The 24,294-nt window shown below is 64.1% G+C and carries 17 protein-coding genes and 1 pseudogene; 16 read left to right on the forward strand and 2 right to left on the reverse strand.

The window, feature by feature from the left end; genetic code table 11:
* The 6 genes from OES25_15300 to OES25_15325 form a co-directional block, all read left to right on the forward strand.
* Nucleotides 1-586, forward strand: a 586-nt coding sequence (locus tag OES25_15300; GenBank protein MDH3629011.1) for an NAD(P)-dependent alcohol dehydrogenase, incomplete at its 5' end; no start/stop codon positions are given.
* 133 nt (nt 587-719) lie between these two features.
* On the forward strand, nt 720-1,832 hold the full coding sequence (locus OES25_15305; protein MDH3629012.1) for an alpha/beta fold hydrolase: 1,113 nt from the start codon (nt 720-722) through the stop codon (nt 1,830-1,832).
* A gap of 450 nt (nt 1,833-2,282) precedes the next feature.
* The gene (locus OES25_15310; protein MDH3629013.1) at nt 2,283-3,791 is read left to right on the forward strand and encodes an amidohydrolase family protein; all 1,509 of its coding nucleotides are present in this window, start codon (nt 2,283-2,285) and stop codon (nt 3,789-3,791) included.
* Between the two features lie 358 nt (nt 3,792-4,149).
* Nucleotides 4,150-4,929: a DUF1538 domain-containing protein gene (locus OES25_15315; protein MDH3629014.1), complete on the forward strand. Its 780-nt coding sequence runs from the start codon at nt 4,150-4,152 to the stop codon at nt 4,927-4,929.
* 25 nt (nt 4,930-4,954) lie between these two features.
* A complete protein-coding gene (locus OES25_15320; protein MDH3629015.1) occupies nt 4,955-5,716 on the forward strand; it encodes a DUF1538 domain-containing protein in 762 nt (253 codons plus the stop codon).
* Between the two features lie 16 nt (nt 5,717-5,732).
* Nucleotides 5,733-6,062: a P-II family nitrogen regulator gene (locus tag OES25_15325; GenBank protein MDH3629016.1), complete on the forward strand. Its 330-nt coding sequence runs from the start codon at nt 5,733-5,735 to the stop codon at nt 6,060-6,062.
* 59 nt (nt 6,063-6,121) lie between these two features.
* Here the strand turns inward: OES25_15325 and OES25_15330 are convergent.
* A pseudogene (locus OES25_15330) lies at nt 6,122-6,271 on the reverse strand (universal stress protein).
* 399 nt (nt 6,272-6,670) lie between these two features.
* On the opposite strand from OES25_15330, the gene OES25_15335 reads away from it, so the two are divergent.
* Nucleotides 6,671-10,912 (forward strand): thrombospondin type 3 repeat-containing protein, encoded by a 4,242-nt coding sequence (locus OES25_15335; GenBank protein ID MDH3629017.1) that lies wholly within the window; start codon nt 6,671-6,673, stop codon nt 10,910-10,912.
* A 493-nt stretch (nt 10,913-11,405) separates the two neighbouring features.
* Entirely contained in the window at nt 11,406-13,016 is a 1,611-nt protein-coding gene (locus OES25_15340; protein ID MDH3629018.1) for a serine protease, read from the forward strand.
* 95 nt (nt 13,017-13,111) lie between these two features.
* On the opposite strand, the gene OES25_15345 is transcribed toward OES25_15340, so the two are convergent.
* Complete coding sequence (locus OES25_15345; GenBank protein ID MDH3629019.1) at nt 13,112-13,294, reverse strand: S8 family serine peptidase; 183 nt, start codon at nt 13,292-13,294, stop codon at nt 13,112-13,114.
* Nucleotides 13,295-13,576: 282 nt separating this feature from the next.
* Between OES25_15345 and OES25_15350 the strand changes: the two genes are divergently transcribed.
* The 8 genes from OES25_15350 to OES25_15385 all read left to right on the forward strand — a co-directional run.
* Nucleotides 13,577-14,407: a TylF/MycF family methyltransferase gene (locus tag OES25_15350; GenBank protein MDH3629020.1), complete on the forward strand. Its 831-nt coding sequence runs from the start codon at nt 13,577-13,579 to the stop codon at nt 14,405-14,407.
* A 213-nt stretch (nt 14,408-14,620) separates the two neighbouring features.
* A complete protein-coding gene (locus OES25_15355; protein MDH3629021.1) occupies nt 14,621-15,730 on the forward strand; it encodes a DUF3500 domain-containing protein in 1,110 nt (369 codons plus the stop codon).
* Between the two features lie 139 nt (nt 15,731-15,869).
* Nucleotides 15,870-16,019, forward strand: coding sequence for a hypothetical protein (locus OES25_15360; GenBank protein MDH3629022.1), 150 nt, complete (start codon nt 15,870-15,872; stop codon nt 16,017-16,019).
* Between the two features lie 127 nt (nt 16,020-16,146).
* Nucleotides 16,147-16,851 (forward strand): hypothetical protein, encoded by a 705-nt coding sequence (locus tag OES25_15365; protein MDH3629023.1) that lies wholly within the window; start codon nt 16,147-16,149, stop codon nt 16,849-16,851.
* A 432-nt stretch (nt 16,852-17,283) separates the two neighbouring features.
* Entirely contained in the window at nt 17,284-20,262 is a 2,979-nt protein-coding gene (locus tag OES25_15370; protein ID MDH3629024.1) for a protein kinase, read from the forward strand.
* Between the two features lie 13 nt (nt 20,263-20,275).
* Nucleotides 20,276-20,887: a hypothetical protein gene (locus tag OES25_15375; protein MDH3629025.1), complete on the forward strand. Its 612-nt coding sequence runs from the start codon at nt 20,276-20,278 to the stop codon at nt 20,885-20,887.
* Nucleotides 20,888-21,197: 310 nt separating this feature from the next.
* On the forward strand, nt 21,198-22,877 hold the full coding sequence (locus OES25_15380) for a carboxypeptidase-like regulatory domain-containing protein (protein ID MDH3629026.1): 1,680 nt from the start codon (nt 21,198-21,200) through the stop codon (nt 22,875-22,877).
* A 127-nt stretch (nt 22,878-23,004) separates the two neighbouring features.
* The coding region (locus tag OES25_15385) for a hypothetical protein (GenBank protein ID MDH3629027.1) at nt 23,005-24,294 on the forward strand (1,290 nt) is incomplete at its 3' end.

Consider the following 24,294-nt stretch of genomic DNA (forward strand, 5'->3'; position numbering starts at 1 on the left):
CGCGGTACCCCAGGCTTCCACCATCGCGATACAGGGGCTGCGCGCGGGCGGCGGGATCCGATCCGGACAGCGGGTCCTGATCAACGGCGCGGGCGGTGGGTCCGGCATGTTTGCCATCCAGATCGCAAACATGCAGGGCGCCGAGGTCACGGCGGTGGACCACGAGGCGAAGCTCGACCATATGCGCTCGCTCGGAGCCGACCACGTGATCGACTACCGCCGAACGGACTTCACCGAGACCGGCGAGCGCTACGACCTGATCCTCGACCTCGTCGGAACTCGCTCTGCCTCCGCCGTCCGGCGTGCGCTGGTCAAGGGCGGCGCCTACACCATGGCCGGCGGCACTATGCGCGCTTTCTTTCAGATCCTCTTGATCGGCCCCGTCGTGGGCGCCGTGTCCGGCACCCGGATTCGGATGCTTGCGGCCGAATCCAACTTCGCGAATCACGAGGCCGTACTCGGCTGGCTGCAGTCCGGCGACATCAAGCTCACCATCGACAGACGGTTCCCGCTGGAACAGGCCGCCGACGCCGTGCGGTATGTGGGAGAAGGCCGGTCGCGGGGGAAGGTGCTGGTCGTTCCGTAGCGACGGAGGAAAAGGGCAACGAATCAACGTCTATTTGATTCGTCGCCTTTTCCCTTTCCGAGAGTTCGAGGAGTGCTCTACAGTCCGAGGGTTGGCGCGACGACCGTGACAGTCGCGCAGAGGAGTCGCTTCAATGGAAGACCCGAGATCAACACACTCCCGGTTCCTGTTGACCCTGCTGCTTCGGATCGTGATCGTCCTGGCACTGCTCCCCTCGCAGTTGGCGTGTAGAACCGAAACCGTCACCGTCCCCGCAGCGGACGAAGAGGTCGCGATCGCAACGGAGAGCCCGGATGTGACACTCGCCGGCACGCTCAGCCTACCTGCAGGGAACGAACCGCACCCCGCGGTCTTGCTCCTGACCGGATCGGGCGGTCACACACGCGACCAGGTGATCTCGGGCACGCCGATGTTCAAGGTCATCGGTGACTATCTCGTCGATCGTGGGCTAGCGGTCCTTCGTGTGGACGACCGCGGCACCGGAGACTCCAGCGGTCCCTCGGTCCGAGAGTCGACGATGGACGATCGCGCTGCCGATGCGCGGGCCGCGTTTCGCTACTTGCTCGAGCGCCCCGAGATCGATGCCACTCGGGTGGGGCTTCTGGGCCACAGCGAAGGTGCGATGACCGGACCTCGACTCGCCGTGGAAGAGCCTCGGGTCTCGTTTCTGGTACTGCTCGCTCCGCCGTCCGTTCCCGGTGCCGAGATCTGGGTGCGGCAACAGGGCGACATGCTACGCCGCGAGGGCGAAATGCCGGAGCAGCAAATCGCAGCGATCGAATCGGCGCTGACAGACATGGTCGTTCATATCGGGCAAGAGGGAAACACGGACGACGGGTTCTATCGCTACGGTCGCGCCGCCTGCCTTGCATGGGGCGATCCGCCTAGGGAGGTGACGCCGGAGTTTGTCAGCGAAGCGTTCGGCGACCTGAGACAGCCGTGGTACCGACAGTTCTTCAGCTCGGATCCCCAGGAGGCGTTGCGCGAACTTGACCGGCCCGTGCTCGCGCTCTTCGGTGGTGCCGATCAACAGGTGATCGTCGATCAGAACGTGGCGGCGCTCGAGGCCGGCCTGCGAGCGGCGGGCAATGAATCCTTCACAGTCACCGTTCTACCCGACGAAGACCATTTCTTCCTCGGCGCGCCGGGCCTGGCACCCAACGAACATGTGCACGGCCAGATGCTCGTTTCCCAATCCATGCTGCAAGCGGTCGCAAGCTGGATCGAACTCCGGACAGATGGATGAAGTCCGAACTCTTCTCTCCGGCTTGAACCGGCACGGACCGTTGACGATCGGTGTACAGCAGGGATCGTCGGGTTCGCTTGGTGCCGGAGACAGGACTCGATGCCGAAGGCACGCGGAGCAACCTGTACTCCCTTGCGGGAAGAGGATTTTAGGACGAAACGAAAGGGGCGGCGGATCAACGTTTATTTGATTCGTTGCCCTCTCCCATTCACGAGGGTTACAAGGAGTGCTCTACAGTCCGAGGGTGATGGACACCCAGAGGAATACCTGAGTTGGCGGTCCCGATCCCGGAAAGATCGGCGCGCGCACCGGCAACTCTGGCCGACGCTGCCAAGACTCGTGGCCTCCTCGTTTGCGCATGGGATCACGGGTTCCGTAGCTTTCGTCCGACTCGCCGTCCGAATGGTCGAGACGACACCTGAGAGGTCCACGAATAGGGAGCGCATTTTCATGGTTCAGTACGAAAAGTTGGGTCACGCCGCATTGGCGATGCTGCTGTGGTGTGCGTGCTTGGCGTGTAGTACTTCTAGCCACTCGCCGGAAACTACGCAGGCGGAACTCATAGTCAGCGGAGCCACGCTCATCGACGGGACCGGCGCCCCACCACAAGCCGAAACCAGCATCATTGTCCGCGATGGCCGTGTCGACGCGGTCATTCCGGACAGCGACGCCGAGGGGCTGGCGGCGGAGACCGTGATTGACGCTACGGGAAAGTTCTTGATCCCAGGTCTCGCGGATATGCATGTCCATTTCGGACTCGGTGCCCCGGTGTCGCGCAAACCCGAGACCACTGACGTGGTCCTCGCTCGCGAGCTTTACTACGGCGTCACGGCCATTCTCATGCTCGGCGGCACCGATGGAAGCACCGACTCGATCCGGGCCCTGCGAGATCGTCGTGCGAGGGGCGAGCTCAAGTCCCCGCACATCTACGGCACCGGCGGTCATCTTACTCTTCACGGCACGCACCCCATCTACACCATATTCCCTCCTGGCGTGCGGGAGGCCACCGATTCGCTAGCGGCGGATACCCCGATGAGCGAACCGGTCAACTTGTATTCGCTCGGCATCGGTATCTCACTCGTCCGCACCGAGGAGGCAGCACGAACCGCGGTTCAGGAGCGTGCCAAGGGCGGGATGCACGCGATCAAGATCACCGTTGAGTCAGGCCCGACGCCGTTCGGCGATGACCACCCGCAAATGTCGGTCGAGATGATTCGGGCGATCGTGGACGAGGCGGCTCAGCACGACCTGCGAGTTTTCGCCCACGTCACGTCCCGGGATGAGCTGGAAGCGGCGTTCGAAGGGGGTGCAGCAGGCGCCGTACACACCGTTGAAGGGCATCCTCTGTCTGACACTGCCCTCGCTGATCGGATGGCCGCAGCGGGTTTCATCGTAGTTCCCACACTCTCGCTATACAGCGGCCTGGTCTCATTGTGGTACGTCGACGAACCGTTTGACACAAGCGACGCGTTCCTACGTGAGACCGTGTCAAACGAAGAAGTCGCGGCCCTGAAAAATCCTGCGTTCCTCACCCGCTTTCGGCGAGGAGGCTCGGTCACTATCGAACCCGGCGTCGACTCGCACGAAGCGAATACACGCCGCATTGCCGGCCTGTTGGCCAACGTGAAGATGCTCCATGACCAGGGCGTCCCACTCGCTCTCGGGACCGACACCGGCAATCCGTATGTATTCCCGGGCTACAGCGTTCATCGGGAACTGGAGTTGCTCGTACGGGCCGGGCTCACGCCGATGGAAGCACTCGAGACGGCCACACGGAACGCCGCCGAGATGATCGGTGCCGGCGCAGAGTTCGGCACGATCGAGCCCGGGAAACGCGCCGATCTTCTCATCCTCAACGCAAACCCTCTGGATGACATTCGAAACACGCGATCGCTGGAGACAGTGATCAGTGAGGGGCGGATGGTGAATCGCAGGGCACTACTGGGCAGCGCCGATTGAGCTCTTGGACCTGGACGTTGGTGCCGGAGCCGAGACTCGAACTCGGAAGGAGCAAGCTCCGGGGGATTCTAAGTACTCTCGGGAAGGGCGGCGAATAAACGTTTATTTGATTCGTCGCCCTTGTCCCTTTCCGAGGAGTACGAGGAGTACTCTACAGTCCGAGGAGTATGGACACCCCCGTGGACACCTGAGTCGGCCGTTTCGTCCTGTCTCTTGTGTACCCGAATGCCGGCCTGTTCGGAATGCGGGGTTTCCGTATGAAGGCGATCGGTGTCGACTAAGATGGGTTCGGCAAAGTGACGAAGGGTGTTTCCTGGCCTGCCGCGAGTCGATAGCACCGGCCGAATAGGTTTCCACGATGCAAGAGACGGTTTCCCTGAAGCGGTTGATCCCGGTGTTCCTTCGTCACCTCGGGAATGCCCTGCGCGACCTCCTTCCCATCATCCTGGTCATCGTGGCGTTCCAGTCGCTGGTGCTGAGGCAACCCATTCCCAACGTGGCGGAGACGCTGGTCGGTGCCCTGTTCGTGTTGCTCGGGTTGACGCTCTTCGTTCAGGGTCTGGAGATGGGTCTGTTTCCCATCGGCGAAGCGATGGCCGATGCCTTCGCGCGCAAGGGCAGCCTGGCCTGGCTGCTGCTGTTCGGGTTTTTGCTCGGTTTCTCCACCACAGTTGCCGAGCCGGCACTGATCGCGATCGCCGGGAAGGCGGCCAGCGTAGCAGCGGATGCGGGCTACATCGCGGCAGATGCTTCTTCCCAATCGTCGTACGCGCTCCAGCTGCGGCTCACCGTGGCCCTGTCGGTCGGGGCGGCGGTGGTGCTCGGAATATTTCGCATCCTGCGCGGGTGGCCGGTCCAGTATCTGATCATCGGAGGTTATGCCCTGATCCTGCTGATGACCTTCGCCGCGCCCGAGGCGATCGTCGGGATCGCCTTCGACTCGGGCGGGGTCACCACTTCCACGGTGACGGTGCCGCTGGCGACCGCCCTGGGGGTCGGGCTGGCCACGTCGATCCGCGGGCGGGACCCGCTGGTCGACGGCTTCGGCATGATCGCCCTGGCCTCGTTGACGCCGATGGTGTTCGTCATGGTGCTGGGCATCCTGCGCTTCGGTCTGCGCATCCCGGGAACGGGTTGATGGGCGGAGGGAGGAACCGAGCGTGATCGACGCGCTGACGAACGCACTGCTGGCTACGGTTCGCGACGTGGCTGCGCTCAGCGCGCTACTGCTGGGCTTCCAGCTGTTCGTGCTGCGTCAGCCGATCCCGCACCTCAAGCGCGTGCTGGTCGGCCTCCTCCTCGCCGTCTTAGGGCTGGCGTTCTTTTTGGTCGGGCTCGAACTGGCGCTGTTTCCGCTGGGCCAGTCGATGGCCACGCAGCTTTCGTCGCCTGACTTCGTATTCGGCGGCGGCGCGGCGCCCGATTCGCCCCGGTGGTGGATGTACGGGTGGATCTACCTCTTCGCCGCGATTATCGGTTTCTCCACCACGCTGGCCGAGCCCGCCCTGATCGCCGTCGCATTCAAGGCAAAACAGGCGTCGCGTGGGACGGTCCGGCCATGGGGACTTCGCCTGGTCGTGGCCTTCGGCGTGGGTGTGGGCATCTCGCTGGGCACATTTCGTATCGTGACCGGCACGTCTCTCGTCTTGTTTATCGCAGCCGGCTACTTGATCGTGCTCGTCCAGACCTTCTTTGCGCCGAAATCGATCATCCCGTTGGCTTACGACTCCGGCGGGGTCACGACATCGACCGTGACCGTTCCACTGGTCACGGCCCTCGGCCTGGGCCTGTCAGCGACCATTCCGGGGCGCAATCCGGCGCTGGACGGGTTCGGCCTGATCGCGTTCGCCAGCTTGTTTCCGATGATTACCGTGATGGGGTACGCTCAATTCGCCGCGTTGTGGGCGAAACTGCGCTCAAGGTAGGGCCACGAGGAATGCAATGAAATACAAGGTCATCGTCGCCACTCTCAAAACGAACGTCACGGACCATGTCGTCGAAGCCGCCAAGGCTTGCGGGATCTCCGGAGCGACGATCGTACCCAGCCACGGGACGGGTATGCGCGAGGCGAAGACGTTTCTCGGCCTCAGCCTGGAGACGCAGACGGACGTCGTGATCTTCCTGGCCGAAGAAGAGCTGGTCCAGCCGGTGATGACGGCGATCCATAAGGCCGGAAAGCTGGACGAGCACGGCACAGGCGTGGTCTTCGTACTGCCGGTGGAGCAGGTTGACGGGATCAAGGAGGAGATCGTTCGTCAGCAGCCGGATTGACGTTGCGGAGACTCAGTCGCGACCGCCGGGTCGCCGCTCGCAGGCCGGACTCCGTATGCTCACTTGTTCATGCTGATTGGCGTCACGAACCCCTCAGGCTTCACCGCCAACAACGAGCAATCAATATCGCTCAGGATGCTCTCGGCGGTGTTGCCGATGATCAGCCCAGGAATACCCGTGCGGGCTACCGTTCCCATCACAAGTCCGAGGGTTATGGACACACCCGTGGACACCTGAAACCTAGTCGGAGCGGGGCTCGTCGAGGACGGATGCGTCAACCCAGTAGATCTCGGCGTCGGTCGTCGTGTCCCAACTCTCCCCGTAGCGGCGGGAGAACGAGAACCACCTGCGATCGGGCGGGCGCGGTAGAAATCGCGCGGACCCCTGCTCTCGGGCCGATCGCTGACGAACCAGAGGCCGTACATGCCGCCGCTGGGGGCCGCCGCGTGCCCATTTGGAAAGGGGCCTTGTTCTTCTTACCCGCTCGGACAGGCTGATGTCGGGGACCGTAATTCCTCGACTTTAACCGAATTTCAGTGGGCTCCGTTACCTTCGGCTCGCCGCCCGGTCTCTATGACGGTAGTAACCAATGAACCGGAGATGCCGCCATGCGCACTTGCTCGCTTCTGATCGCGGCCCTCGCCTTCCTGCCCGTCGCCGCCCAGACGACCGTCTACCACCTCGAACAGGACGCGGCGACGTTCTTGACGACGGACGCCACCGAGAACGCCGCCGGGCGGCGTCTCGTCGATATCGAGATCGACGGCACCGGGGGCTCGCGCACCTACAGCGGGCTGTGGACCGACGCCTTCGTAGGCGGCGGCGCGACGGTGCGCACGCTGGTCGACGGCGACTTGCCGGACTGGATCTTCTTCAAGGCGACCGTCGGCGAGCTGGACGGCGTCTGGCTCGACGTCGAGATGGTCGACGACGGCGTCGACGAGCGCTGGAGCGCGATCTTCCTCGAGCAGCCCGGTCGGCTGGTCAGCGGCATCATCGTCGACGAGGTCGAGGCGACGTTCGACATCGAGCACGCACAGATGCTGCGCGACGGCTACGCCATGACCGACTTCGACGTCTACGATCTGAACGGGACGCCGCACTACGTCGGCGTGTTCCACCGCGGCGACGACATCCCGATGACGCACCTCTACCGCGACATGACCAAGGACGAGGTGAACGCGCTGACCAACCCGATGCAGGGGCGCATCGTCGATCTCGAGGAGTACGAAAGCGCGACGCAGGGCGACCTGCGCTATGCGGTGCTCGTCGCCCAGTACGGCGGCGGCAACTGGGGAATCATCACCTACCTCGAGGATGCGCTCGCGATCGACTCGTGGACCGCAACCTGGGGCGCCGATCACCTGACCGACCTCGAGCTGACGAAGTCGGTGCCGGGAGAGACGCACTACATGGCGGTCTGGGGCGACACCTGGAAGGCCGCGCACGCCGTCGCACCGCTGGCGCCGGAGGTCGACCCGGAGCACCTGACCAGCGACCTGACGACGGCGATCTCGAATTTCGAGAGCGGGTCGTCGGTGGTCAACGTCCTCGGCTTTTACGGCAAGAATCTGCGCACCGACCAGTCGGTCGGGTATCGGAAGAACACGCCGTTCTACCTGGCGAGCGCCAGCAAGTGGGCGATCCACGCGCACCTCTGGTCGCGCATCGGCACCGGCGAGGTGGATCGGATCATGGACACGATCCCCTACACGAACGCAATCGACTCGGGGGCGCCGTGGTACGTGGACGAGCGCCCCAATCCGGGCTTCGGCACGGGCGGCATCGTCCAGGGCAACACGACGGCCGACGACCGGGGCATGACCTTCAGCGTCGATCGCTTCGACGACGGGATGATGACCCAGAGCGACAACGCGGCGACGTCGGCGCTGGTGCTGTCGACCGATCCCGCGGCCGGAGCGCCGCGGATCGGTGCCGCATGGGCGGATCCCGACCTCAACACGTGGCTGACCGAGGTCGCCGAGATCGCGTCCGGCTGGGGCGTGACGACGAGCATCCAGGACGTCGATCGCTACGAGTTGTGGAGCGGGCAACAGAACGCCGCGTTCCCGGTCGACAATTCGTACTTCGAGGCGCCCGGACACACGATGCGTCCGCGACTGTTCTCGTCGTTCAGGGCCTGCACGGTCCTGGGCGTGCCGCCGGACACGTGTCCCGCGGCCGGCGACTGCATCCGCTGCGACGCCACCTGTCTGAACGGCGAGATCTGCGCGGACATCGACGACCCGTGGGGCGACCTGGCCACATACTTCGGCCTGGTGGGACCGGGCCCGACCTTTCCGCCCGCCGACAACGGCTTCGGCGAGGCCCGTTACTTCCGGTCGGGTCTAAACAGCGCCACGCCACGCGCGTTCGGGCATCTGCTCGAGAAGTATTGGGAGCTGGAGTTTTTCGACGAGCCGACGCGAGACGCATCCCTGGCCAACCTGAATTCCAGCGACGACCTCACGGCGAATCTCGGATGCGCCCGTGTGGGCGGACCGACCGGCTGCTACCTGCCAATCGTCGCCTACTCGAAGGGCGGCTTGCGCGGCACCACGACGCGAAACAGTAAGGTCGTCGTCGACTCGTCGATCGTGCTACTCGATGACGAGGTGCTCGTCCTCAACGCGATGACGAAGGGCGGCAACCAGACGTCGGGCACGGTACAGACCAACGTGATGGCGCCGCTCGGTCAGGCGATGATCGAACGGTTGACGACCGACCTCTACTCGGAACCGGACGCGATCCGCGAGTTCTCATCGAGGAACGTCCGCGTGGGCGAGACGTTCCTGATTCAGTTGTGGATCTCGAACGCGGGCGGAGCGTCACCCGGCGGCGGCTACCCGGTCGGTTTCTTCCTGACGGACTCCCCGACCGACCCGACGCCGTTGGTCGATCTGGGCGAGGCGCAATTCCCGGGCATGCCGGGCTACTCCTCGGCCGGCAAGGTCCAGATCCTGACGATCCCACCGGGAACCGAGACCGGAACCTATTACCTGGGCTGGAGAATCGACGCGTGGACCGGCCCGTCCGACTGGGGCGAGATTCCCGAGTTCTCCGAGTCGAACAACCTTTACATCGACGCGGCACCGATCGAGGTGCTGCCGGATCGTCCGGTGTACTCGTTCGAGAGCCGTTCGTTGTGGGTCGAAACGTTCGCCGGGAGCGACTTTCCCGCGCCGGTGTCGCTCGACGCGATGCCGGGCGAACCGGCTTTCGTCGAGACGCTCATGCAGACCGCAAACGACATCTGCGACAACGGCGGGCCGCAGCCGATCGCGGCGACCGGAACGGCGACGCAGGACTCGTTCACCGATACCTACTCGCTGCGGGCTTTCGGTACCGGCACCAACGTCATCGACGACCCGGGACTCTGCCTGAACGCGGGGGCGACGGCGATCTCGTCGTTCGAGGCCGACCTCGACACCGACCGGACGTACTGGCTCGAGGTGCAGGCCGACCTTGACGACGCGCAGGTCGTCCTCTTTACATCTGGCGGTTTTCCGCAGTTCTGGGACACGCCCGGGACGCACACGTTCGCGACGGCGTTACCGGCGGGCAGTGTCGGGTTGTTCGCCGATGCGACGACCGGGCCGACCGCGCTGGACGCGTCGTTCGACATCTCGCTGGCGTTGGTCGACCCCGAGACGGCGGCCGGAAGGGTTCAGAACCTCACCGTCGAGCCCGGCGCGGGCAACAACCAGGTCGACCTGAGCTGGGAGACCGCCTGCGACGCGCCGGCGGCCGACTACGCGATCTACGGCGGGTCGTTCGAAAACACCGACTTCGAGGAGCCGCTCGACCTGATCTGCAGCACGAACGGCGAGACCTCCTGGACCTATCAGAACCTGAGCTCCGTGTCGTTCTTTTACCTCGTCGTCCCGATCCAGGGCGAGACCGAGGGCTCGTTCGGCCTACTGGCCGACGGCAGCGAGCGGCCGCGGCCACCCAGCACCTGCAAGCCGGCGCAGGTGACGTCGCTCGTCTGCACCGTCGACACGGACGGCGATGGCATCGTCGACGTCGACGACAATTGCCCCGAAGACGCCAACCCGGGTCAGGAGGACCTCGATGGCGACGGCCTCGGTGACGCGTGCGATTTCGACAGCTCGATCGACGACGACGAGGACGGCGTGCTGAACGACGTCGACAACTGCCCCCATGACGTGAACCCGGGACAGGAGGACATCGACGGCGACGGCTACGGCGACGCCTGCGACGACGACAGCGACAACGACGGCGTCGACGACGGCGTCGACAACTGTCCGTTCGAACCCAACCCCGACCAGGCCAACAGCGACGGCGACTTCGGTGGCGACGCGTGCGACGATCCCGAAGAGCGGCTGATCTTCGCCACCGGGCAGAGCAACGGCGGCAACCTCGGCGGCTTCGCCGGCGCGGACGCCGACTGCCAGACGGCCGCCACCACGGCCGGCTACAGCGGTACGTTCGTGGCCTGGCTGAGCGGCACGCAGAACAACGGCGACGACCCCGTCCATGCGATCGACCGGATCGCGGCGGGCGGCGGACCGTTCGTCAACGTCGCGGGCGACGTGCTGGCGACGGACTTCGCCGACCTGCTCGACGGCTGGCCGGTCGGCTCGCGGATGTATTACCTGGGCGGCGGCGAGCTCGTCGGCCCGGCGTGGACCGGCACCTACGCCAACGGCCTCCTCCCTTACGACGAGACGAGCTTCATGCAGAACTGCCAGACCTGGACGTCCGAGAACACTGCGTTGCTCAGTCCGCGGGTGGGCGAGTTCCCGACGGCGACGACCGACGGCTGGACGACGGCCAACGCCCGCGCCTGCTCGTGGAACCTGGCACATCTATGCATCGAGGAGTGAGCGCGCTCAGGAGGAGGAAGGACTTTCGAGAGTTGTCTTGATTCGTTGCCCTTTCCGTTTACGAGCGTTACGAGGAGTGCTCTACAGTCCGAGGAGAATGGACACCCCCGTGGACACCTGAGTTGGCGGCCCCGTCCTGGGTTACGTCGAGAGTCAACTGATTCGTTCTCCGACAGGCACCGGGGTGGTTCACCTTGCATCGACCTATTGAGCGCGGATAGGAAATTCTATCCACGTTCTTGGCAGCCCAGGCTCCGAGATTAAGTTCTATGTCAACCTTCCCGTGCCCTGTTCAAGCCAACTCTCAGCTAGACTCTACGAGTCCCGGACCCCCAAGCGGCTGCTGAAGAACAAGCGCGACACGACGCCGCCGAAGAAATACGGCAACATCCCGCGCTGACCCCCGTTTTGACGGTACACTTCCGGTTCGCATTCCTGCGACGAGGAGGCTGCACCGGCCGAATCTCTCTCTTTACACCCTAGGGGGGCACGTATGGCACGAAAGACGCCTGTATTGGTTTTGCTGTCGCTGGCACTGACCACGACGGCACTCTTCTCCGCACCGGCCGACAAGGATGGCTACCTGTCGGTTCCCGGTCACCCCGCCACCCTCGGCGAGGACCCCACGCAGATCGCGGCCCGGCAGGCCCTCGATGCCCAGTGGCTGTTCGACAGGCGCGCGCTGACGACCCGCGCTCCCGGCATCGTCGTCTCCCTGACCGATCAGGACCGGATCGACATCGGCATGACCGACGACAAGAATGCCACGGCCGATGACCTGCGGGTGCGCAAGATGCGCGTCGGCGTCGTCAAGAACATTCAGGGCGTCAACTTCCGCGGCGTCACCCCCGAGCAGGTCACAGCAGGCGACGTCTTCGCCGGTGGCCAGCTCGCAGCGACCGGCGACGGCTTCACCTGGACGCTGATCGCCGAATCGCCCGACGCGCTCGGTATGCGCGTCAACTTCGACCGCTTCTCGCTCCCCGCCGGCGCCGAGATGTGGGTCTACGGTGAAAACGACGAGGCCTTCGGGCCGTTCACCGGTTTTGGCCGCCATGACGACGGCGAGTTCTGGGCCGAGCTGATCCACACCTCGCGGGCCTACGTGCAGTTACACTACAAGGGTGAAATGGATCCGCGCTCGCTCAACGAGATCCGTTTCGACGTCCCGGCTGTCGCGATCCTCGCGGTGAGTGACGCGGCCGGCACTGCGACTCGGGCGATCTGCGGCAACGCGTCGTGCATCAACACCTCCAACTCCGGTGCGAGCGCAACCCAGAAGGCTGCCGCCGGTCACATGCGTTGGGTCTCCGGCGCGTTTCTCAACATCTGCAGTGGTGCGTTGATCGCCGATACGGACAACTCCAGCGAGCGCCCGCTATTCCTGACCGCCAACCACTGCGTCAGTCGCGGCAAGGACGCCCGCAACCTGCAGGTCTACTTCAACTACACCAGCGGCTGCTCGCCGTCGGGCAACTCGACGTCCGGATCGCAGATCCTTTCGTCGAGCGGCAATGGCGACCACACGCTGCTCGAGCTGAACCAGAACCCGCCGGGCGGCACGTCGTTCCTCGGCTGGTCCAATGTGCCGATCGCGAGCAACAACAACGCCTCGATGGAGCGGATCTCACACCCCAACGCCCAGTCCCAGTCGTTCTCGGCGCACAGCGTCGACTCGGGATCGTTTACCTGCAACGGCTTCCCGCGTGGCGAGTTCATCTACAGTCGCGACACCAACGGCGCGACCGACGGCGGTAGTAGCGGCGGCCCGGTGGTCAATGGCGGCGGCTTGATCGTCGGCCAGCTGTTCGGCGCCTGCGGCAGCAACCTGGGCGACGTCTGCGACGTCAACAACAACCGCACGATGGACGGTGCGCTGGCTCACTACTACTCGAGTGTGTCGACGTATCTGGATCCGGACGGCGGCGGTGACCCGCCCGGCGGCGACTGCGACAACGACAATGTCTGCGAGCCGGGCGAGGACTGCACCAACTGTGGCGACTGCGCGGGACGTCAAAATGGCCGTCCCGCCAACCGCTACTGCTGCGGTGACGGAACGGAACAAAACGCCGAGACCTCGGCGCTTTGCGACGGAAACTTCTGATTCAGTAGGGAAATTAACAGGCCCGGCGAGTCAATGACTCGCCGGGCCTGTTTGCGTCTAGGTCGTGACGTTCCGGAAATGACGGATCGAATCCGTCACGAGGTGGGTGCCGAATAGACCGACCAGGAGGACATCAAACGCGCCTTGACCGAGCCCGGGTTGAGCGTCGGCTCGCGACCGATCATGCGAATCGCGGCACCGGCGACCATCGGGGCGGCCATGCTGGTACCGGACAGTTCGAGGTACTCATCCGTGCAAGCGACCGCGGATAGGCGGATAGCGGATAGGAAATTCTATCCACGTTCTTGGCAGCCCAGGGTCCGAGATCAGGTGCTATGTCAACCTTCCCCTGCCCTGTTCAAGCCAACGCTCAGCTAGACTCTACGAGATCCGGACTTCCAAGCTACAAGCTCAATGCCTACATCGACGGCCTACCCCCGCCCGGCGAGGCCGGCCCAGCGCAGGAAGTCGACGAGGAGACCCGCGACGCGCTGCGGAACCTGGGGTACGTCAAGTGACGTCGTGGCAGCCGGCGAAGGTCACCGTATAATCCCGCCGACATGCCCGACGCTGCCAAAGGGCCCTGGATTCGCCGCGTCGCGACCTGGGCCTATCAGAACCTCCTTCGGCCGTTGATCCGTAAGCCGATCCACGGCCAGCGTCTGAAATTCGCGACCTACCACTGGTGGCAATACGTGGGCCTGTTGCGCTTGCAAAGCCTCTCGTTGAGGCAACGCTTGGGGCTGATCGTTCGTTTCCTGGTCATCGATTGGAACGTCGAACACGGTCACAAACCCAGCGAATCCGTGGCCGTCTGCCGGGCGATTGCCGAGCGGCCCGCCCGCGCGGGCGAGATCGTGGTGGAGGCCGGCTGCTGGAAGGGCGGCAGCTCGGCGAAGTTCAGCGTGGTCTGCAAGCTCCTGGGTTACGAACTCTGGATCTACGACTCGTTCGAGGGCGTGGAGCCGATGACCGTGACCGAAGAGGAGGGTTGGGACTTCACCGGCGAGTACGCCTCCGCGGAAGACGTGCTGTGGGACCATCTACGACGATACGGGGAACCCGATGCCTGCCGGTCATTCAAAGGCTGGTTCCGCGACACCCTGGCGAAAGCACCGATCGATCGCGTCGTGCGTGTGGGCTACATCGACTGCGACATCGTCAAAGGCACCGGCGAAGCACTGGCCGGAATCGTGCCGCAACTCAGCACTGACGGGTGGGTTTTCACGCAGGACTATCACATTCTGGGCATCCGCAATTTCCTGGCCCTCGAGGCCACCTGGTCGAACCTCAACCGTGAAGAACCCGTGATTCGGCCGATCATCTTCGACCTCGCAAGCATCCGCTTCCAGCAGCGCGATCGGACTGCTAGAAACGGCCTCGCACCCTGAGTGGCGGCGTACGGGGCTGTGTTACCATCCAGCGGCTTTCAGGTGGTCTTGACGCTGTTTCGCGGGTAATTGCATGTGCGGAGTCTTCGGAATCCGCGGATAGGAAATTCTATCCAGGTTTCGGAGATCCAGCGTCCGGGACACTGCAGCCTAGCTTCTGTCACTTGACCCTCGTTCGACCTCCCGGGTATTCTCGATCCGAGGGGAGGCGACTTGAGGCGGATCACCGGGATCAAGGTCCTCGCGGGACTTACCGCCTGCGCGGCCATCGTCGGTCTGGCTCTCTCGCAGGCTGCCGATGACGATCGAAAGCCCGCCCAGGCGAATGTGGCCGACGCAATGCGCCGCGCGGCCATCGCGCTCCTCGACTCGCTCGAGCCGGAGCTTCGCAAGCAGGCGACCTTCGACTTGAAAGACGAAGAGCGCAAGAAGTGGAGCAACCTGCCCGCCACGATGTTCGAGCGCAAGGGTGTGAGCTTCGGCGAGATGTCGGCGGCCCAACGCGTGCTCGCCCATCACCTGATTCAGTCCCCGCTCAGCAGTCAGGGCTATCTCAAGGCGGCCGGGATCATGCGCGTCGACGAGATTCTGAAGGAAGCGGCCGCTCGAACGCGTCCCGGAGCGGCGTCGATGTTCGGGCAGGACAAGTACTGGATCGGGATCTTCGGAGACCCGACGGCGGGCGAAGCGTGGGGCTGGCAGCTCGACGGGCACCACCTGGCGCTCAACTTCACCGTCGTCGGCGACGAGATCGCGGTCACGCCTGCGTTTCTCGGCTCGGATCCGGCAGAGGTTCGCGGCAACCTCGACTCGGGCTTTTATGCCCTCGCCAAGGAGGACGCTCGCGGGCGCGCGCTATTCGAGTCGCTCGACCAGCGCCAGCAGGCCAAGGCGCTGCTCGAGGGCGATACGCCCCGGGACGTCATCGCCGGCCCAGGGCGGGCCGAGCGACTGACGAAGATCACCGGGCTGCCCGCAGCCGGGATGACGGAGCGACAGCGGCAACTCTTGACGTACCTGCTGCACGAGTACCTGGGCAATCTGGAGCCCGAGCTCGCGAAGGCCCACGCAGCGCGCATTCACGATGCGGGAATCGACAAAGTGCATTTCTCCTGGGCCGGCACGAAGGCGAACAAGCCTTACTACTACCGCATTCACGGTCCCACGATCCTGATCGAATTCGACAACTCCTACCCGCCCGGCCAGAAACAGGGGCTGATCAATCACATCCACACGGTCTGGCGAGACACCGATCGCGACTACGGAGAAGATCTGCTACGCAAGCACTACGAGACCAGCCCTCATCACGAAAACAGCGAATAACGGGGGTCGTACCCATGGCTTCTCACTTCGAGTCATTCTGGAACCACGGCTCCTTCGCCGTCGTCGGTCACGCCGCGAAGACACGAGGGACTGGGTAGGCAAGGCGGCCGACGCCGGAATCAAGGACATCTGGATTCACATGCAGCGAGACACGCCCGAGGCCCTCGAGCTGGCCGAGCAGCGGGGCATGGACGTCCGCAGCGGCACCTGTGCGGTCATGTATCTCACGTCCGGTATCACGTACAACGCGGTCCACAAGTGGATCATGAAGCTCGTGGACAAGTACTGAGCGAGACTCTCACCCCGGTTCTCATGGCCACGGGACACTTCGTGTCGCAAATCGGATGGAATCGACCTCGCTTGCGAAGCGCGACGGCGCCTAAGATGAAGCGGATTCCGTCTCGACGAGGTGAACGATGATCGATCGATCGCGACTCGCGTACGTCCTGTTCCTCGCAGTACTCCTCGCTGCGGGGTGCTCCTCCACTCCGGAGCCTGCCGGGGACGCGGCGACGCCGGCGCCCGCGCCGTCTCCGGCGGATGACGCCGCGGCCCGTGTCGCACCCGATCCCGCGGAACCGCCGGAAGCGGAGGATGATCCCCCGAAGCCGTCGGCTCCGGCCGCGGACGAGCCGCCACCCTCCGAGCCGTCACCCGTTCCGTCGCCGCAGCAAGATGCTCCGGCCGCGGAACCCTCCATCCCGGAACCGTCCGAAACGAAACCTCCCGTCGCGGAACCGGAGACGCCCACCCCGGTCGAAGCCGAGCCCGTTGGCAGCGATTCGCCGGGCGTCGTCGATCCGGGCGGCACGATCGAGATGGCGGCGGCCAAGCCGGGTCTCACGAAAATCGGCGCCGCCAAATGCAAGATCTGTCACAAGGTGCAGTACGCGTCGTGGGCGGAGTCGGCGCACGCGAAGCGCACACCGCCTCTCGAATGCGAGAGCTGCCACGGCCTCGGCAGCGAGTACAAGGGCCTCTCCGTGATGAAGGATCCCGAGAAGTCCAGGGCCGCGGGGCTCGTGGATCCGACGGAAGCGTTTTGCACGCAGTGTCACACGAGCGGCTGGAGCGAGGAGATGTTCCGGCGGGCCCACGCGCACAAAGACGACGGTTCCTGAGGCCGGCGTCGAGATTCGCGAGGGTTGCGCGGTAGCAACAAGCCTCTGACCTGACGATTGATCGCACCGGTCAACGACTTGGCTGAACTCTATGGCGTGACTACCGCGGCTCTGAATCAAGCCGTGACGAACTCGCTGAGCTTGAGCAAAGGTACGATGAGAAGTTTCGCGTTTCACCGTGCGGTAGACGCGTCGCCTCGGGAGGGTGGGTGTGTCCGATCGGCCGCAAGCAACGTGCTGTGGGGCAAGCCGCTGGGGGGTGAGGATTTGGCGGCGATCAATGCAGCTTGGGTCGGCAATTGAGCGGAGACGCCCCACCCCCCGACGTAGCCGCTGTGGCCGGTATCGGTGTGGAGCCGGACGAAGTTCCGGTTGGACAAGAGCAATTCCGGGGATATTTCCCTCACGGCTTGCCCCAGGTAGAATCTCGCCATGGAATCCAGACTCGAGCCCGGCCAGAATCTCCTGCACTACCGCCTGACCGCCAAGATCGGCGAAGGCGGGATGGGCGTCGTCTGGCAGGCCCACGACACGAAGCTGGATCGCGACGTCGCGATCAAGCTGCTGCCGGCAGAGCTGGCAAGCAACGCCCAGCGGCGGATGCGCTTCGAGCGCGAGGCCCGGGCGGTCGCGGCATTGAACCACCCCAACATCGTCACGCTCTACTCGGTCGAGCACGTGCCGGCCGAGGGCGACGCGCCGGGCCTGTCGTTCCTGACGATGGAACTGGTGGCCGGCCAACCGCTGGCCCAGGCGATCGGGTTAAACGGGCTGGACTTCGATCGCTTCCTGACGCTGGCGTTGCCGATGGCGGAGGCGCTGGGACGCGCGCACCGGGCGGGAATCGTCCACCGCGACATCAAGACGGCGAACGTCGTTCTTAATAATGACGGCGCACCGAAGATCCTCGATTTCGGTCTGGCCCGCCTCGACCGCGACGACGAGAGCGAAACCGACGAGAGCGAAACCGACGAGAGTGACGCGACGATGACCGAGCTTTCGACCCGCGTTGGCACCGTGCTGGGCACGCCGGCCTACATGGCGCCGGAGCAGGCGCGCGGCCACTCTGCGGATGCCCGCTCGGACATCTTCTCGCTGGGCAGCGTGTTCTACGAGCTGCTGACTGGCAGGCGTCCGTTCCAGCGTGACAGCTACGAGCAGTCGATCCAGGCCCTGCTGCACGACGAGCCCGAGTCGGTGACCTCGGCCAGTCGAAAAGTACCCCGCGAGCTGGAGTCGATCCTGCGCAAGTGCCTGGCCAAGGAGCCGGACCAGCGCTACGCCAACAGCGACGCGTTGCACGACGCGCTTAGTGCCGTGCGCGAGCGGCAGCTTGCGACCGCAGGCGGCAACGCGTGGTGGCGCCGGCCGGTCGTCGTGCTTCCGCTGTTGATCGTCGCGTTGGTGGCGGTCGGCTGGGTCGTGCGCGACCGGATGAAAGCGGCGGAGGCTCATCGAGTGCGGACCGAGCTGCTGCCACGCATCGAGCAGTTGCTCGAACAACGCGCCGGCTTCGAGCCGCTGGTGCTGGCGCTCGAGGCGCAGCGCAAACTGCCCGGCGACCCGGCCGTCAACAAACTGGTCGAGGCGGCCTCGGTGCCGGTCCGCGTGACCAGTCAGCCCGACGGTGCCGCGATTTCGATCCACAGTTATATGGATGTGGACAGTGCGGGGGCCATTCGTTGCAACACACCGTGTGACATCCGGGTCCCGCCGAGCTATCTGGTCTTCCGCGCCGAGGCCGACGGCTACGAGACGCTCGAAGTCGCCAGCGCCGGGTTCGGCACTGAAATCCCGCTGACGTTGCAACCCGTCGGCGCCGCACCCGAGGGCATGCTGCGTGCGCCCGCGCATCGCGGCGGACGGCCGGGCGAGGAGACGTTCGAGTTTCCGGCCTACTGGGTGGATCGCTACGAGGTCAGCAACCGTCAGTTCCAGGAGTTCGTCAGCGCGGGCGGGTACGCAAACCCGGAATACTGGCCGCCGTACTTCACGGACGAAGGCAAGCGACTGACGCTGGCCCAGGCTAGTGTGCGTTTCGTCGACGAGACGGGGCGACCCGGCCCCGCCGGTTGGCAGCTCAGCCAGTACCCCGAAGGCGAGGCCGATCTGCCGGTGCGCGGGATCAGCGCGTTCGAGGCCGAGGCGTACGCCACCTGGCGTGGTCGCAGCCTGCCGACTTTCCACCACTGGCACCGCTTTGCAGGACGCGGCTATTTCGCGGAAATCCTGCTGACCGGCAACTTCGACAGCGACGCCGTCGGCGAGGTCGGCGCGCCGCGGGCCCTGGGCCCGCTCGGCACCTTCGACACCGCCGGCAACGTGCGCGAGTGGACGTCGACGGACGTGGGTGACAGGCGCTACGCGATGGGCGGTTCTTACGAGGACCCGCCGTACACCTTCTCCGACGACGGCGCGAACTCGCCGTGGGATCGCCTGCCGACGATCGGTTTCCGCACCGTGCTCTACGACTCGCCCCCGCCTCCGATCGCGTTCGAGCCGTTCGACGCGACCCGCTTCGACTTCGCGGACGTCGAGGTGATTTCCGACGAGGTGTACGAGCTGGTCGCCGAGCGCTACGCGTATGCGCCGCGCGAGCTGGACGCGCAGGTCGAACGCACCGACGACTCGTCGGAGCTCTGGGTCCACGAGACGGTCAGCTTCACGTCGGTCTACGGCGGGACCCGTGTGCAGGCACACCTCTTCCTACCGACGAACGCCGAGCCGCCATACCAGACGGTGCTGTTCCGGCCCGGTGCGGCGGTCAACCTGTTGACCCGCGTCGACGACTTCATCGTCTTCCTACCGCGTTACGTCCCGCGCAGCGGTCGCGCCGTGGTGGTGCCGGCGCTCTACGGCACGCTGGGGCGTCAGGACCCTGACGGGCTGACCGACCGGTTGATGCGCCAGGTGCAGGACATGATGCGCACCGTCGAATACCTGAAGACCCGCGACGACATCGACGCGGACCGGATCGCGTATGTCGGCTTGAGTGCCGGCGGCGAGTACGGCCCGTGTTACGTCGCCAACCTGCCCGACTTGAAGGCGGCGGTTCTGATGGCGGCGGGCTACCACGACGCCCACATGCTGGACGAGCCGCGGGACCAGGTGCCGTGGAACTTCTCGCCGCGGGTGACGCAACCCGTGCTGATGATCAACACCGACAACGATTTCACGTTGCCGTACGAGTTGGCGCAGAAGCCGATGTTCGATCAACTGGGGACGCCGCCCGAAGACAAGCGCCAGGTGATCGTCGAGGGCGGACACGTCCCGTTCGACCAGACCGAGGTGATCCGCGAGACGCTGGACTGGTTGGATCGTTACCTGGGGCCGGTCGCTCGACCCACCCTCTTGGAAAGCGAAATATCACCGCGCGGTCGATTATCCAAGTCGTCAACGAGCGAGGGCTGATAGGATGCCCCGAATGAAACGACAAAGAGACCTTTCGAAGATCTTTCTTGGCGTGTTGGGCGCCCTGGTCTTGCTCGCGGGCGTCTGGCACACTGCTAACCTACGAGCGGAGAACCGGTTGCTGCGGGATCGGATCGCGAGATACGAGAGCCCTGCGGCTGCCGCAAGCCCGAGTTCGGCCGCGAGATCCGCGAAACCCGGTGCGAAGAACAACCCGCGAGCGTTGCACGACGAGGCCCGCGAGATCCTGTACGCCGCACTGAGCGCTGCAACGGGGAAGCAGGTCTGGTTCGTGACGCAGGTAAACGATCCGGAGGCGGACTTGTTCCAGCGCGAGCTCGAAAACACTTTCCTGGAGTCGGGCTGGGAAATCGCCGGCAGCACCGAATCCAAGAATTCGCTCCGCGCGGGCATCCGGGTGTTCGTCGCGACCGACGAACTCGCGGAGCACATTTCCATCGTCGTGGCCGGCCTCAGGGCGGCAGGGTTCGAAGTATTCGCTGGAACAGGTTACCGGGCCTTTTACGAGAGGCAGATTGCGAAGGACCCGAACTTTTCGGGAGTCGAACTGATGCCCGAGCAGGACTTCGTCATCGTCGTGGGGCCGAATCCACCAGCGCCTTGAGATCGTCCCCGCCAACTCCAATCGGTGGCGCGATTCTTTCATCTCTTTAAGTGAATCGCGGGGTGAGTCGTCACCGAGCCGCCGAAAACAGCATCGGACGACATAATACTCTATTTTTTACGGCATTCTTGACGTACGCTAATGCCACGGGGAAGAAGATAGCGTCGTTCACGACGTAACGGTTTTTCACAAATATCATCGTCTGCCGTGAAAGGACATGATGCGGTATGCGCGGCGGGAGTCAAATCCGCATGGAGTTGTGGGAAATTCCATCCGTCGGCGATGCGGTCTGCTTCTGCTAACAGCACTTGTGGCCACGACGACTCTGACTGAAGGAGCCGAGCTCGTCGTCTTCTCCAGCGGTCGTGTCCTTCCGGTCGAGACCTTCCGGATCATGGGCGACATGGCCGCGGTTGAGCTGGTCGCGGGCGGGGAAATCTGGTTCCCGTCGCACGTCGTCCGTCGCATCGATTCCATGGACACTGACGGCCTGTCGGTTGTGATGAAGGTGAAGCCGGCGTTGAACGCGAAGAACCGTACGAACGCCGCGCCGGGTACGCCGGCGGATGCGTTCGAATTCGAAACCGCGCGCGCCGAGAATCTCGATACGGCCGAAATCGATCCGGGCGAGTCCGATTCGGCAGAGTCGATTACCGGTACAGTTCTTAGCGAAGACGGCGATCCGGTGGATGGAGTCGAGATCCGGGCGCGCGCGCTCAGGTTGTTTCACCCCGAGGAAGGGGGCAAGCGCCCGCAGGAGGTGCAGGGCCTCAGCGAACGGAACGGTTCGTACCGTTTGGATCAGCTACCCCCGGGCGAGTACAACGTTCACTCTCTCGCCACCGATCGCTATAACTCGGCCCGAACCACGGTTCGAACCGGCGACACCCTTGCCAATCTGATCCTGAACGAAAAGCGCGAGCTCGCGATTTTCGGAACGGTCACCAACACCATCGGAGAGCCCTTGCAAGCGGCTTCGGTCACGCAAGCGGTCGGCTCGACGGCAACGGCGACCAGCGATCTGGACGGTTACTACCGCTTCGAGATTCCGAGAGGTTCCCACGGCCAGACCTACAAGCTGATATTCGAGCACAAGGGTTACTCTTCGCGAGTTCTCACTTTCGAAGACAGCCAGGTTGCCGGCCGTAGCGAGTTCGGGCTGAACGCCAGTCTCGAGTCCCTCGATACCCTCGTCGTGGTCGAAGGGACCGTGAGCAACCCGCAGGGGGCCCCGGTCTCCGGGCAAACCGTCTTCCTGGTGGGCGAGCAAAATCACCAAGCCGTCACCGATCAGAGCGGCGGTTTCCTGATACCCGAGGTCACCGCCGGCGTGACTTACCAGTTCTGGATCAGCCCTCGCGGCGATTACCAGAAGCATCAGGAAGAGGTGCTTGTCGGCGCCGAAGGGTTGAATCTCGAGGTGACGCTGAAGCCCCATGCGTCGGAGTACGCCAAGCTCTCGGGACGCATGATCAACACGAACGGCACTCCCGTACCCAACTTCAGTCTCTGGATGCGCAACAGCCGGTCGGTCCAGGAGCCGGTCCTTCTGACCAGCGATTCCGCGGGCGCCTTTTCCGTCCCCGACGCCCCCGTGGGCCGTTTGACGTTCAACTCCGTTTCCGATCCGCGTATGACGATCGGCGGGCCCGAGTTGTCCTCGGCCGGGATGGAGAACTTGACGCTCATTATCGATTGGGGCACCTACGAGATTCGAGGGCGCGTGGTGGATAGCGAGGGTATCCCGGTGGCCTCCCCGCAGTTGAGCCTGGAATGGTCTCATCGCGGCGAAGGCGGGCAGAGTCTTTCGCTACGCCACGCTTCGGTCGATGCCTACGGTTCCTTTGTCTTTACGCAAGTCGGGCCGGGCTTGCATTCCCTCAAGGTGTCCGCAGCTGGATTCGAGCCCGTGCAACTCCAGGCGGATTCCCCGGGGGACCTGATCGTGCAGTTACAGGCCAGGAATAAAGAGGGCGCTCTTCAAGATTGAATTGAAATAACGTGAGGAGGCGAACCATGGGGGCAAGTGTTTGCGATTCGAAACTTTTTCTACACCCGAAATTGAGTTGGGAAAGAATTATGAAAAGGAGGGGGAACGTATGAGGAAAAGACCATGTATGAGCCCCAGGGGCTCGACGGCCTTTGCTGTCGAGTTGCTGGGATGTGCCTTGGTAGTCGTGGGACTCCTGGCCGCGGCTCCGGCCGTAGCGGGAGTATCCGGTTCCGACTGCATCGAAGAGGCCATGGGCGTGGGGCAGATAACCTGCACCGCGAACGACGTGAGAATCGGTACGCTGGAAGTCGTCGGGGCTGCTGTGACGTGCGACCCGACTCCCATCTCGTGCGAGGGAGGGCTCAACGCTGGGGAGGCGTGCTCGTCCGATGGCGACTGCCCGGATCCCTTCGCCGGAGCCTGTCTCCCGGAGCAGGTCACCGTCGATCTAAAAGCGACGCTGATATCCGGGCCCGAGCGGTACGACATCGGCCTGTGGCTCAACGAGACCGGTGGCTCGGCCCGAACCGATCCCACCGGTTCCTGCTATCGGGATATCTTGACTCCCCAGGGAACCTATCCAACGGATACTACCAACGACTGCGACTCGGTATCCGGGCCCTATGCCAACGGGGATGCCGACAACTGCGGCGACATCCCGAAGACGGCCGGAGAGTGCGCCAACACAGTGAGTGTTGGCACCGATCTAATCACCGAGTACACCTTTACGGCCTCGGTCGCCTGCCTCGATGGTGACACCATCGACGGCATCGTGGAGACGGGAGCCTGCACCAGCTGGAGTCAAAACCCGGACGAGATCGACTGTCAGAGCGTAACCGACGCGATCCCGGGCGCACCGTCCAAGTGCGAGTGCAATCCGGTTCCGATCTCCGGCCTGTTCTCGGGCTGTATGACCGATGCGGAATGCGACGACGGTGTCGGCTGTACTACGGACACGTGCGCGATCGTGGGCAACGTCGGAACGTGTTCCAACACGCCGGTGGACTCTGCTTGTGACGACGGTAACGTTTGCACGGCAGACAGCTGCGATGCGGTAGACGATTGCCAGTTCGTACCGGACAATACTCCGGACCAGTGTAATGACGGTGGTTGCATTCCGGCACTCTGCGACGCCCAGCCGAACAACCCTTGCACCTTTGGAGTATGTAATGCGGACGGTACTTGTGCGCCGACCGCCAACGTAGCGGACTCGACACCCTGCGAGGACGGTAACGTGTGTACGTCCGAGACGGGCACGGCCCAGACGCCCGATCACTGCGAAGCCGGCGTTTGTACCGGTGTTCCGGTCGATTGTTCGGGCGAAGACGACCAGTGCAACGTCGGTGTGTGCAACGCGGGCTCGGGTGCTTGCGAGGCGGATCCGGTAGCGGATTCGACACCTTGCGAGGACGGT

The organism is Acidobacteriota bacterium (assembly GCA_029861955.1).
GTDB lineage: Bacteria > Acidobacteriota > Polarisedimenticolia > Polarisedimenticolales > Polarisedimenticolaceae > JAOTYK01.

Bases quoted from the DNA above. Each gene is read 5' to 3' on its own strand.
- OES25_15340 (MDH3629018.1), top strand. From the start codon at position 11,406: ATGGCACGAAAGACGCCTGTATTGGTTTTGCTGTCGCTGGCACTGACC.
- OES25_15375 (MDH3629025.1), top strand. From the start codon at position 20,276: ATGAAACGACAAAGAGACCTTTCGAAGATCTTTCTTGGCGTGTTGGGC.
- OES25_15360 (MDH3629022.1), top strand. From the start codon at position 15,870: ATGCAGCGAGACACGCCCGAGGCCCTCGAGCTGGCCGAGCAGCGGGGC.
- OES25_15335 (MDH3629017.1), top strand. From the start codon at position 6,671: ATGCGCACTTGCTCGCTTCTGATCGCGGCCCTCGCCTTCCTGCCCGTC.
- OES25_15315 (MDH3629014.1), top strand. From the start codon at position 4,150: ATGCAAGAGACGGTTTCCCTGAAGCGGTTGATCCCGGTGTTCCTTCGT.
- OES25_15365 (MDH3629023.1), top strand. From the start codon at position 16,147: ATGATCGATCGATCGCGACTCGCGTACGTCCTGTTCCTCGCAGTACTC.
- OES25_15350 (MDH3629020.1), top strand. From the start codon at position 13,577: ATGCCCGACGCTGCCAAAGGGCCCTGGATTCGCCGCGTCGCGACCTGG.
- OES25_15305 (MDH3629012.1), top strand. From the start codon at position 720: ATGGAAGACCCGAGATCAACACACTCCCGGTTCCTGTTGACCCTGCTG.
- OES25_15325 (MDH3629016.1), top strand. From the start codon at position 5,733: ATGAAATACAAGGTCATCGTCGCCACTCTCAAAACGAACGTCACGGAC.
- OES25_15370 (MDH3629024.1), top strand. From the start codon at position 17,284: ATGGAATCCAGACTCGAGCCCGGCCAGAATCTCCTGCACTACCGCCTG.
- OES25_15310 (MDH3629013.1), top strand. From the start codon at position 2,283: ATGGTTCAGTACGAAAAGTTGGGTCACGCCGCATTGGCGATGCTGCTG.